At 71.1% G+C, this 12,083-nt stretch carries 8 protein-coding genes; 3 read left to right on the top strand and 5 right to left on the bottom strand.

Going from position 1 to position 12,083, the window contains the following annotated elements; translation table 11 throughout:
* Positions 1–27 precede the first annotated feature (27 nt).
* Positions 28–333: a chorismate mutase gene (locus CUT83_RS22845; RefSeq protein WP_101257704.1), complete on the bottom strand. Its 306-nt coding sequence runs from the start codon at positions 331–333 to the stop codon at positions 28–30.
* 135 nt (positions 334–468) lie between these two features.
* Here CUT83_RS22845 and CUT83_RS22840 point away from each other — a divergent pair, with 135 nt between their 5' ends.
* Entirely contained in the window at positions 469–939 is a 471-nt protein-coding gene (locus CUT83_RS22840) for a PPOX class F420-dependent oxidoreductase (RefSeq protein WP_101257703.1), read from the top strand.
* Between the two features lie 136 nt (positions 940–1,075).
* Here CUT83_RS22840 and CUT83_RS22835 read toward each other — a convergent pair whose 3' ends face one another.
* From CUT83_RS22835 to lgt, 4 genes are all read right to left on the bottom strand, one after another.
* Positions 1,076–2,608, bottom strand: a complete 1,533-nt coding sequence (locus CUT83_RS22835; RefSeq protein ID WP_101257702.1) for a glutamate synthase subunit beta — start codon at positions 2,606–2,608, stop codon at positions 1,076–1,078.
* The gene (gltB, locus tag CUT83_RS22830; RefSeq protein WP_101257701.1) at positions 2,601–7,169 is read right to left on the bottom strand and encodes a glutamate synthase large subunit; all 4,569 of its coding nucleotides are present in this window, start codon (positions 7,167–7,169) and stop codon (positions 2,601–2,603) included. Before gltB ends, CUT83_RS22835 begins: the two co-directional genes overlap by 8 nt.
* Positions 7,170–7,531: 362 nt before the next feature.
* Positions 7,532–8,278 carry a VIT1/CCC1 transporter family protein gene (locus tag CUT83_RS22825; protein ID WP_101257799.1) on the bottom strand — a complete coding sequence of 249 codons (747 nt, stop codon included), beginning with the start codon at positions 8,276–8,278 and terminating at the stop codon, positions 7,532–7,534.
* 199 nt (positions 8,279–8,477) lie between these two features.
* Positions 8,478–9,524: a prolipoprotein diacylglyceryl transferase gene (lgt, locus tag CUT83_RS22820; RefSeq protein ID WP_101257700.1), complete on the bottom strand. Its 1,047-nt coding sequence runs from the start codon at positions 9,522–9,524 to the stop codon at positions 8,478–8,480.
* Between the two features lie 353 nt (positions 9,525–9,877).
* Between lgt and CUT83_RS22815 the strand changes: the two genes are divergently transcribed.
* Together CUT83_RS22815 and CUT83_RS22810 are read left to right on the top strand one after the other, a co-directional pair.
* Complete coding sequence (locus CUT83_RS22815; protein ID WP_240958014.1) at positions 9,878–10,267, top strand: DUF485 domain-containing protein; 390 nt, start codon at positions 9,878–9,880, stop codon at positions 10,265–10,267.
* Complete coding sequence (locus CUT83_RS22810; RefSeq protein WP_206282643.1) at positions 10,264–11,964, top strand: monocarboxylic acid transporter; 1,701 nt, start codon at positions 10,264–10,266, stop codon at positions 11,962–11,964. The genes CUT83_RS22815 and CUT83_RS22810 overlap by 4 nt, the downstream gene beginning before the upstream one ends.
* Positions 11,965–12,083 lie beyond the last annotated feature (119 nt).

Raw genomic sequence — 12,083 nt, 5'->3', positions numbered from 1 at the left:
GGCCCGGGGCCGTGCGGCCGGCAGTGGTCAGGAGCGGGCGATGGTCTCGTGGTGGCGGATGACCTCGGCGATGATGAAGTTCAGCAGCTTCTCGGCGAAGGCCGGGTCGAGTTTGGCGTTCTCGGCCAGTGAGCGCAGCCGGGCGATCTGCTGGGCCTCGCGGGCGGGGTCGGCGGGGGGCAGTCGGTGTTCGGCCTTGAGGCGGCCGACCTGCTGGGTGCACTTGAACCGCTCGGCGAGCATGTGCACCACGGCGGCGTCGATGTTGTCGATGCTGTCGCGCAGCCGGGTGAGCTCTGCCTGCACCGACGGGTCGATCTCGCTGTTCGTCATGGTCACCGACTCTATGCGTTTTCGGCTCAGCCTCCCCGCCCGTTCCGGTGGGCGGATACGGGCTGTGCGTGCCGGGGCGTGCCGGGGCGTGCCGGGGGTGCGGTGCTCCGTGCGGTGCGGCATAGGCTCGGAATCATGAGCCCTTCCATCGCCACCAACACCCGTGTCGGACTCGACGAGCTGCTGGACTTCGTGCGCCCTCGCCACCGGGCGGTGCTGCTGACCCGCCGTGCCGACGGCTCCCCGCAGGGGTCGCCGGTGTCGTGCGGGGTGGACGGCGCGGGGCGGATCGTGGTGTCGACGTATCCCGAGCGCGCCAAGGCGCGCAACGCGCGCCGTGATCCGGCCGTGAGCGTGATCGTGCTGTCGGAGGACTTCGACGGTCCGTGGGTGCAGGTGGACGGCACCGCCGAGGTGCTGGACGTGCCCGAGGCGGTGGAGCCGCTGGTGGAGTACTACCGGGCGGTCGCGGGTGAGCATCCGGACTGGGACGAGTACCGCGAGGCGATGGTGCGGCAGGGCAAGTCGCTGTTGCGGATCACTCCGGTGCGCTGGGGTCCGGTGGCCACGGGAGGTTTCCCGGCGCGCTTGGCGGAGGGTGGCTGACCGGTGCGCGGACGTGCCGCGGCGCCGGCCCCCGGTCGGGGAGGGGGTCGGCGCCGCGGGGTGTGTGTCCGTGGCGGTGCGGGCCGGTCGGCCGGGGTGGCCGGCCGGTCCGCGCCGTACGGACGGTCGGGGTGGGTCAGACGGTCAGTGCGCGGTCGGTCGGCCTGATCGGGGCCGGCAGGGAGCTGGTCCCGGTCAGGTAGCGGTCCACGGCCCTGGCCGCGGAGCGGCCTTCGGCGATGGCCCACACGATCAGGGACTGGCCGCGGCCGGCGTCGCCGGCGACGTAGACGCCGTCTACGTTGGTGGCGTAGTCGGCGTCGCGGGCGACGTTGCCGCGCTGGTCCAGTTCCAGGCCGAACTGCTCGACCAGGCCGTTGTCCTTGTCGATGCCGGTGAAGCCCATGGCCAGGGTGACGAGCTGGGCCGGGATGCGCTTCTCGGTGCCCGGCTTGGGCGTCGGCCTGCCGTCGATGAACTCGACCTCGACCAGGTGCAGGGCCTGGACGTTGCCGTCCTCGTCGCCCTCGAAGTGGGTGGTGGAGACGGAGTAGATCCGTCCCTCCTCGCCCGCCTTCGGCGAGGAGGGTCCCTCACCGGGGTCGGCGCCCTCCTTCATCCGGGCCAGCACCGCGGTTTCTTCGTGCGCGGAGGTGACCTTGTAGAGCATGGGGAAGGTGGGCCAGGGCTGGTCGACCGGGTCGCGTTCGTCGTTCGGCCGGGGCATGATCTCCAGCTGGGTGACGGAGGCCGCGCCCTGGCGGTGGGCGGTGCCGACGCAGTCGGCGCCGGTGTCGCCGCCGCCGATGACGACGACGTGCTTGCCCTCGGCGGTGATCGGCGGGGTGATGTAGTCGCCTTCCTGGACCTTGTTGGCCAGGGGCAGGTACTCCATCGCCTGGTGGACGCCGTTCAGTTCGCGGCCGGGGACGGGCAGGTCGCGGGCGGTGGTGGAGCCTGCGGCGATGACGACGGCGTCGTAGCGCCTGCGCAGGTCGGCGGCGTCGATGTCGCGGCCGATCTCCACTCCGGTGCGGAACTTGGTGCCCTCCGCGCGCATCTGCTCGATGCGGCGGTTGATGTGGCGCTTCTCCATCTTGAACTCGGGGATGCCGTAGCGCAGCAGTCCGCCGACGCGGTCGGCGCGCTCGTAGACGGCGACCGTGTGGCCGGCGCGGGTGAGCTGCTGGGCGGCGGCCAGGCCGGCGGGGCCGGAGCCGATGACGGCGACGGTCTTGCCCGACAGGCGCTCGGGCGGCTGCGGGGTGACGCCGCCGGCTTCCCAGGCCCTGTCGATGATGGTGACCTCGACGTTCTTGATGGTCACCGGGGGCTGGTTGATGCCCAGCACACAGGCGGACTCACACGGGGCCGGGCACAGCCGTCCGGTGAACTCGGGGAAGTTGTTGGTGGCGTGCAGCCGTTCGCCGGCGGCCTGCCAGTCCCCGCGCCAGGCGTAGTCGTTCCACTCGGGGATGAGGTTGCCCAGCGGGCAGCCGTTGTGGCAGAACGGGATGCCGCAGTCCATGCACCGGCCGGCCTGCTTGCCGATGATCGGCAGCAGGGAGCCGGGGACGTAGACCTCGTTCCAGTCCTTGACGCGCTCGGGTACGGGGCGGGTCTCGGCGACCTCGCGGTCGTTGTTGAGGAAGCCCTTGGGATCAGCCATTGGTCGCCGCCTCCATCATCTTCTCGTGGGTCTCGTCCTGGGACAGTCCGGCTCGCTCGGCGGCGTCCTTGGCGGCGAGCACTGCCTTGTAGGTGCGGGGGATGATCTTGCTGAAGCGGTCGGCGGCGGCCTCCCAGTCGGCGAGCAGCTTGCCCGCGACGGTGGAGCCGGTCTCCTCCTGGTGGCGGCGCACGACGTCGTGCAGCCACTGCCGGTCGGTGTCGTCGAGGGGTTCGACGGCCGCGGCGACGTCGGGGTTGACGTCGCCGGCGTCGAGGTCGATGACGTACGCGGTGCCGCCGGACATGCCGGCGCCGAAGTTGCGGCCGGTGCGGCCCAGGACGACGGCCGTGCCGCCGGTCATGTACTCGCAGCCGTGGTCGCCCACGCCCTCGGAGACCACCAGCGCGCCGGAGTTGCGGACGCAGAAGCGTTCGCCGACGCTGCCGCGCAGGAACATCTCGCCGCCGGTGGCGCCGTAGGCGAGGGTGTTGCCCGCGATGGTGGAGTACTCGGCCAGGTGGGAGGCGCCGCGGTCGGGGCGGACGACGACGCGTCCGCCCGAGAGGCCCTTGCCGACGTAGTCGTTGGCGTCGCCCTCCAGGCGGAGGGTGATGCCGCGCGGCAGGAAGGCGCCGAAGGACTGGCCGGCGGAGCCGGTGAAGGTGATGTCGATGGTGTCGTCGGGCAGGCCGGCGCCGCCGAACTTCCTCGTCACCTCGTGGCCGAGCATGGTGCCGACCGTGCGGTTGATGTTGCGGATGGGCACCTGGGCGCGTACCGGGCGGGCGTCCTCGGCGGTGTCGGCCGACAGGGCGTCGGCGGCGAGCTTGATGAGCTGGTTGTCCAGAGCCTTGGCCAGGCCGTGGTCCTGGGGGACGACCTGGTGGCGGGCGGCGCCCTCGGGCAGTTCGGGGACGTGCAGCAGCGGGGCCAGGTCGAGTCCCTGGGCCTTCCAGTGGTCGACCGCGCGGCTGACGTCGAGGACCTCGGCGTGGCCGATGGCCTCGTCCAGGGTGCGGAAGCCGAGTTCGGCCAGGAGTTCGCGGACCTCCTCGGCGATGAACTCGAAGAAGTTCACCACGTGGTCGGCCTTGCCGCTGTAGCGGCTGCGCAGCACCGGGTTCTGGGTGGCGATGCCCACGGGGCAGGTGTCCAGGTGGCACACGCGCATCATCACGCAGCCGGAGACGACCAGCGGGGCGGTGGCGAAGCCGTACTCCTCGGCGCCGAGCAGGGCGGCGATGACCACGTCGCGGCCGGTCTTGAGCTGGCCGTCGGTCTGGACGACGATGCGGTCGCGCAGGCCGTTGAGCAGCAGGGTCTGCTGGGTCTCGGCCAGGCCCAGCTCCCAGGGGCCGCCCGCGTGCTTGAGGGAGGTCAGCGGGGAGGCGCCGGTGCCGCCGTCGTGGCCGGAGATCAGCACGACGTCGGCGTGGGCCTTGGACACGCCGGCCGCGACCGTGCCGACGCCGACCTCGGAGACCAGCTTCACGTGGATGCGGGCGCCGGGGTTGGCGTTCTTCAGGTCGTGGATGAGCTGGGCGAGGTCCTCGATGGAGTAGATGTCGTGGTGCGGGGGCGGGGAGATGAGTCCGACGCCGGGGGTGGAGTGCCGGGTCCTGGCGACCCACGGGTAGACCTTGTGGCCGGGCAGCTGGCCGCCCTCGCCGGGCTTGGCGCCCTGGGCCATCTTGATCTGGATGTCGTCGGAGTTGACCAGGTATTCGGAGGTGACGCCGAAGCGGCCGGAGGCGACCTGCTTGATCGAGGATCGGCGGGCCGGGTCGTACAGCCGCTCGGGGTCCTCGCCGCCCTCGCCGGTGTTGGACTTCGCGCCCAGCCGGTTCATGGCGATGGCGAGGGTCTCGTGGGCCTCCTGGGAGATGGAGCCGTAGGACATGGCGCCGGTGGAGAACCGCTTGACGATCTCGGAGACGGGCTCGACCTCCTCGACGGGGATCGAGGGCCGGTCGGACTTGAGGCCGAACAGGCCGCGCAGTGTCATCAGGCGTTCGGACTGCTCGTCCACGCGCCGGGTGTACTGCTTGAAGATGTCGTAGCGGCGGGTGCGGGTGGCGTGCTGGAGGCGGAAGACCGTCTCCGGGTCGAACAGGTGCGGTTCGCCCTCGCGGCGCCACTGGTACTCGCCGCCGATGTCCAGGTTGCGGTGGGCCGGTGCGATGCCGGAGACCGGGTAGGCCTTGGCGTGGCGGGCGGCGACCTCCTTGGCGACGACGTCCAGGCCGGCGCCGCCGATCTTGGTGGCGGTGCCGTGGAAGTAGGTGTCGACGAAGTCCTGCTCCAGGCCGACGGCCTCGAAGACCTGGGCGCCGCGGTAGGAGGCGACGGTGGAGATGCCCATCTTGGACATGACCTTCAGCACGCCCTTGCCGAGCGCCTTGATCAGGTTGCGGATGGCGGTCTCGGGGTCGGTGCCGGCGGGCAGGAAGGTTCCGGCGCGCACCAGGTCCTCGACGGTCTCCATGGCCAGGTAGGGGTTGACCGCGGCGGCGCCGTAGCCGATGAGCAGGGCGACGTGGTGGACCTCGCGGACGTCTCCGGCCTCGACCAGCAGGCCCACCTGGGTGCGCTGCTTGGTGCGGATGAGGTGGTGGTGGACGGCGGAGGTGAGCAGCAGCGACGGGATCGGGGCGTGCTCGGCGTCGCTGTGGCGGTCGGACAGGACGATCAGGCGGGCGCCGTCGGTGATGGCGGTCTCGGCCTCGGCGCAGATCTCGTCGATCCGCTCGGCCAGGGCCGCTCCCCCGCCGCCGACGCGGTAGAGACCGGAGAGGGTGACGGCCTTCATGCCCGGCATGTCGCCGTCGGCGTTGATGTGGACGAGCTTGGCGAGTTCGTCGTTGTCGATCACCGGGAAGGGCAGGGTGACGCTGCGGCAGGAGGCGGCGGTGGGCTCCAGCAGGTTGCCCTGGGGGCCGAGGGAGGAGATCAGCGAGGTGACCAGTTCCTCGCGGATGGCGTCCAGCGGCGGGTTGGTGACCTGGGCGAACAGCTGGGTGAAGTAGTCGAAGATCAGCCTCGGGCGCGTGGAGAGCGCGGCGATGGGCGAGTCGGTGCCCATCGAGCCGATCGGCTCGGCGCCGGTGCGGGCCATCGGGGCGAGCAGGACGCGCAGTTCCTCCTCGGTGTAGCCGAAGGTCTGCTGGCGGCGGGTGACCGAGGCGTGGGTGTGGACGATGTGCTCGCGCTCGGGCAGGTCCTCCAGCTCGATGATCCCGGCCTCGAGCCACTCCTGGTAGGGGTGCTCGGCGGAGAGGGAGGCCTTGATCTCGTCGTCCTCGATGATGCGGTGCTCGGCGGTGTCCACCAGGAACATGCGGCCGGGCTGGAGGCGGCCCTTGCGGACGACCTTGTCCTGGTCGATGTCCAGGACGCCGACCTCGGAGGAGAGGACGACCAGGCCGTCGTCGGTGACCCAGTAGCGCCCCGGGCGCAGTCCGTTGCGGTCCAGGACGGCGCCGACCCGGGTGCCGTCGGTGAAGGTGACGCAGGCCGGTCCGTCCCAGGGCTCCATCATCGTGGAGTGGTACTGGTAGAAGGCGCGGCGGGCGGGGTCCATGGAGGGGTGGTTCTCCCACGCCTCGGGGACCATCATCAGCACCGCGTGGGGCAGGGAGCGGCCGCCGAGGTGGAGCAGTTCCAGGACCTCGTCGAAGGAGGCGGAGTCGGAGGCGTCCGGGGTGCACACGGGGAAGATCCGCGCGAGGTCCCCGGCGTCCTTGTCGCCGAAGAGGTCGGAGACCAGCTGGGACTCACGGGCGCGCATCCAGTTGCGGTTGCCGCGGACGGTGTTGATCTCGCCGTTGTGGGCGACGAAGCGGTAGGGGTGGGCCAGCGGCCAGCTGGGGAAGGTGTTGGTGGAGAACCGCGAGTGGACCAGGGCTATGGCGCTGGCGAAGCGGCGGTCGGACAGGTCGGGGAAGAAGGGTTCGAGCTGCCCGGTGGTCAGCATGCCCTTGTAGACGATCGTCCGCGCGGACAGCGACGGGAAGTAGGTGCCGGCCTCGCGCTCTGCCCGCTTGCGCAGCACGAACGCCTTGCGGTCCAGGGCCAGGCCGGTGTTCACACCGTCGGCGACGAACAGCTGGCGGAAGGCGGGCATGGTGGCGCGGGCGCCGTTGCCCAGCAGCTGCGGGGTGACGGGGACCTCGCGCCAGCCCAGGACGGTCAGTCCCTCCTCGGCGGCGATCGCCTCGATGCGTGCGGTGGCCTCGGCGCTGTCGGCCTCGCCGGTGGGGAGGAAGGCGATGCCCACGGCGTACGAGCCCGCCTCGGGCAGCTCGAAGCCCGCGGTCTCGCGCAGGAAGGCGTCGGGGATCTGGACCAGGATGCCCGCGCCGTCGCCGGAGTCGGCCTCGGCGCCGGTGGCGCCGCGGTGCTCCAGATTCCGCAGGACGGTCAGCGCCTGGTCGACCAGCGTGTGGCTCGCCTCACCGGTGAGGGTGGCCACGAAGCCGACGCCGCAGGCGTCGTGCTCGTCGCGCGGGTCGTACATTCCCTGCTTGGCAGGGTAGGCCGTCAGGGGCGCAGCACGCATCGGCTCTCCCGTCGTCTCGTGGGGCTTGGTGGCGCCTTCCGGACCGGGTCCGAAGGGCGCCGAGGGACGACGTTGGCCCTCTGCGGAACAAATTTTCGTGCAGGTTACATGATGAGGTTTCTTCCGAAGGGCGGACACCTCGGTCCATCATGCGGACCTGCGATGGGGGTCGAATCGGGCATACGGCGCATGGCCGCTGCGTGGATCCGGGCGGCGCCGGCGACACTGCCAGAAGCGCTCGTTGTTCATTCCCAACGGTGACACGGCTGAAACCGGCGGGTAACAGATGAGCGGAGGATTCCGGAGTTGAACAGGTCACACCGGGTGGGCCGGGCCGGGTCCGGGCCCGCGCGGCGGACTCGTCACCCCACTGCCACCCCGAACAGGGTACCGAGCCCGTAGGTCACCGCGGCGGCCGCGCCGCCCAGGGTGAGCTGCCGCAGTCCGCTGTACCACCACGGGCGCACGGTGATCTTGGAGACCAGCACACCGCACAGGAACAGGCCCAGCAGCGCCACCAGCACGGCGGGCCACAGCGCGGCGGCCCCCAGCAGATAGGGCAGCACCGGTATCAGCGCGCCCACCGCGAAGGCGCCGAAGGAGGACACCGCGGCGACCGCGGGCGAGGGCAGCTCGCCCGGGTCCACGCCCAGCTCCTCGCGCGCGTGGATCTCCAGGGCCTGTTCGGGGTCCCGGGACAGCTGCTCGGCGACCTCCGCCGCCAGCTTGGGTTCCACGCCCCGGCCCACGTACAGCTCGGCCAGCTCCCGCTGCTCGTCCTCGGGGTTGCGGCGCAGCTCGCGCCGCTCCACGTCCAGCTCGGCCAGGACCAGCTCGCGCTGGGAGGCCACCGAGGTGTACTCGCCGGCCGCCATGGAGAAGGCGCCGGCCGCCAGTCCGGCCAGACCGCTGATGATGATCACGTTGCGGTCCACGTCGCCGCCGGCGACGCCCGTCATCAGGGCGAGGTTGGAGACCAGTCCGTCCATCGCCCCGAAGACGGCCGGACGCAGCCAGCCGCCGGTCACGTCGCGGTGGGTGTGGTTGTCACGGTGCGCGGAGTTCGGAACTCCGGGCCTCAGGGTGATCTCGGTCCCGTCTCCGGCCATGGACGACATCCGTCTGCGCCTCCTGTTTCCCCCGTCTGGTGCCCGATGTCTCGACCGTACGTCCACCCCGGGGTGCGGTTCCAGCAAGGCAGGCCGAACTTACCTCGCTGACCTGGGCTTTCGCCGCCTCACGGGAAGGCCCCGGCCGCGCCACAGGGGCGCGGCCGGGGCCGGTGCGGTTCTCTCCCCGTGGCCGGGGTCAGCCGGCGGTGGAGGCGGACGTCCCGCCGGCGGAGGAGGATTCGGGAGTCTGTGCGGACCCGGCGGACTCCGCGCGCCCCGGTCCGGCCTCCGGGCCCTTCGCGGCGTCCTTCTCCCCCTCGGCGGACCCCTCGGCGGATCCCTCGGCGCCGCCGTCGATGTCACTGTCGGTGCTGTCGCTGTCGGTGCTGTCATCCGCGCTGCCGCCGGTCTTCTGGGCCACCGGCTCCACCACGTCCTCACGCCCCGGACGGAGCCTGGCCGAGAGGACGATGTAGGCCACCGCCGCCAGGAAGACGGCGATCGAGGTCCAGTTGTTCAGGCGCAGGCCCAGGATCTGGTGCGCCTCGTCGACGCGCAGGTACTCGATCCAGAAACGCCCCGCCGTGTAGGCCGCGACGTACAGCGCGAAGGCGCGGCCGTGGCCGAGGCGGAAGCGGCGGTCGGCCCAGATCACCAGCAGGGCGACGCCCACGCACCACAGCGACTCGTACAGGAAGGTGGGGTGGTAAGTGGCCAGCTCAGGGGTTTCCGGGGGACGGTTCCCCGGGTCGATCTCCACGGCCCACGGCAGGTCCGTGGGGCGCCCGTACAGCTCCTGGTTGAACCAGTTGCCCCAGCGGCCGATGGCCTGGGCGAGCGCGATGCCGGGCGCGATGGCGTCCGCGTAGGCGGGCAGCGGGATGCCCCGCCTGCGGCAGGCGATCCAGGCGCCCACCGCGCCCAGCGCGATCGCTCCCCAGATGCCGAGGCCGCCCTCCCAGATCTTGAAGGCGTCGACCCAGTTACGGCCCTCGCCGAAGTAGAACTGGTAGTCGGTGACGACGTGGTAGAGACGGCCGCCGACCAGGCCGAACGGCACCGCCCACACGGCGATGTCGGCGACCGTGCCGGGCTGTCCGCCGCGGGCGACCCAGCGCTTCCCGCCGAGCCAGACCGCGACGAAGACGCCGAGGATGATGCAGAACGCGTAGCCCCGCAGCGGGATCGGTCCGATGACGATCTCGCCCGACGACGGGCTGGGGATGAAGGCAAGGGTTTCCATGACCCCACGAACGCTACCGTGCCGGGCCCCGAAGGGGCCGCTTCACCCGGCAACGGGTGCGTAACGCGCGTGCGGGTGGTGTGAAGCCCCGCGGCGCGCACGAGAGGCGGTGCGGGGACGGCCCGCGTCCGGCGTGCGCTCCACCGCCGCTCCCCCCGCGGGGGTGACCGCTCGGCGCGGAAAGACGACCGTTCGGCGCACGACGGTCTACCGTTCGGCGCGCGTATCCGGCGTTCGCCGCACACCGCGATCAGCTTCTTCACCGCGAGTGTGACGCACCTTACGTTCCCCGCATTCCTTTTCCGCTCCCGTACGTCGTGTCGTATCGCGTCGTGTCGATGAAGGAGGCGGCAGTGTCCGCAGACCGTCCACAACAAACCCTGGACCCCGCCGGGGACGCGGAGGACCGCATGGTGGCCATGCACGGCGATCCGCGTTTCGACCAGCTCAGGCGGAGCCTGATGAGGTTCGTGCTCCCGGTGAGCGTCGGCTTCCTCGCCTGGTACCTGCTGTACGTGCTGATGTCCGCCTATGCCCGTGACGTGATGTCCACGGTGCTGTTCGGCGATGTCAACGTGGCCCTGGTGTTCGGGATCCTCCAGTTCGTCAGCACCTTCGGCATCGCGATCATGTACGCGCGCTACGCCGACCGGAAGGTCGACCCGCTCGCGGACGGCCTGAGGGCCGAACTGACCGGTGCGCCCGCGGGCGCGTCCGCCGGCCGGGCGGGAGGACGGGCATGACGACCGCCGCTTCCAGCGTGCTCCTGGCGGCCGAAGAGGTCAGCTCCAGCAGCCGCACCCTGACCATCCTGGTGTTCATCGTCATGATCGCCGTGACGCTCGGCGTCACGGTGTGGGCGGGTCGCCAGACGAAGTCCGCGGCCGACTTCCACTCCGGGGGGCGCGAGTTCTCCGGTATGCAGAACGGCTTCGCCATCGGCAGCGACTACATGTCCGCCGCCTCCTTCCTGGGCATCGCGGGCATGATCGCGCTGTTCGGCTACGACGGTTTCCTCTACTCCATCGGCTTCCTCGTCGCCTGGCTGGTGGCCCTGCTACTGGTCGCCGAGCTGCTGAGGAACTCCGGCCGGTTCACCATGGCGGACGTGCTGTCGTACCGGATGCAGCAGCGCCCGGTGCGCACCGCCGCGGCCGTGTCCACCATCACCGTGTCGATCTTCTACCTGCTGGCTCAGATGGTCGGCGCCGGTGCGGTCGTCGCCCTTCTGCTGGGCATCCAGCCGGGCGAGACGTACCTGGGCATGGACGCCGACACCGCCAAGATCGTGGGCATCGTCGTCGTCGGCATCCTGATGACCCTGTACGTGACCTTCGGCGGCATGAAGGGCACCACCTGGGTGCAGATCATCAAGGCCGGCATGCTGATGGGCGGCACCATCGTCCTGGCCGCCCTGGTGATGGCCATCTACGGCTTCGACTTCGGCGAGCTGATGAGCGACGCCTCGAACGCCAGCGGCGCCGGGCAGTCCTTCCTGGAACCGGGGCTGCGGTTCGGCGTCGAGGTGCCCGGTGACGCCCTGCAGACGATGTGGAACAAGCTCGACCTGATCAGCCTCGGTCTGGCCCTGGTGCTGGGCACCGCGGGTCTGCCGCACATCCTGATCCGCTTCTACACCGTCCCGGACTCCAAGGCCGCCCGTAAGTCCGTCAACTGGGGCATCGGCCTGATCGGCTCGTTCTACCTGATGACCCTGATCCTGGGCTTCGGCGCCGCGGCCCTGGTGGGCAAGGAGGCCATCACCGCCCAGGACGCGGCGGGCAACACCGCCGCGCCGCAGCTGGCCCGGGAGGTCGGTGAGCACTTCGGCGGCGAGTTCTTCGGCTCGGTGATGCTGGCGGTCATCGCGGCCGTCGCCTTCGCGGCGATCCTGTCCACGGTGGCCGGCCTGGTCATCGCCTCCTCCTCGTCCCTGGCGCACGACTTCTACAACAGCGTGGTGCGCAAGGGCCGGGCGTCCGAGCACGAGGAGATCAAGGTCGCCCGTCTGTCGGCCTTCGGCATCGGCGCCGCGTCGATCGTCCTGGCGATCTTCGCCCAGAGCCTCAACGTGGCCTTCCTGGTCGGTCTGGCCTTCGCCATCGCCGCCTCGGCCAACCTGCCGACCCTGCTGCTGAGCCTGTTCTGGAAGAGGTTCAACACCCGGGGCGCGGTCGCCGGTATCTACGGCGGTCTGATCAGCGCGGTCGGTCTGGTGGTCTTCTCGCCGGTGTTCTCCGGCACCGAGAAGGCGCTGCTCCCGGGCATCGACATCGCGTGGTTCCCGCTGACCAACCCGGGCCTGGTGTCCATCCCGCTCGGTCTGCTGTGCGCGATCGTCGGCACGCTGTCCTCGGGCGAGAGCAACCCGCGGCGTTTCGCCGAGCTCCAGGTGCGGGCCCTGACCGGGGCCGGCGCCGAGGGCGCGGCCAAGCACTGACCGCACCCCGGACCGGGCCCGCCCATCCCCCCGGCGGGCCCTTCGGGCCCCCGGTGGCGGGTGCTTGTGCACCGGCGTGACCCCCCACATCATGGCGCCGGTCCCGCCACCGGGCCCTT

It is taken from the genome of Streptomyces barkulensis, from assembly GCF_002843305.1.
Classification (GTDB): Bacteria; Actinomycetota; Actinomycetes; order Streptomycetales; family Streptomycetaceae; genus Streptomyces; species Streptomyces barkulensis.
Note: the sequence above shows the minus strand (reverse complement) of the source record. Positions and strands in the feature narration are given on the sequence as shown.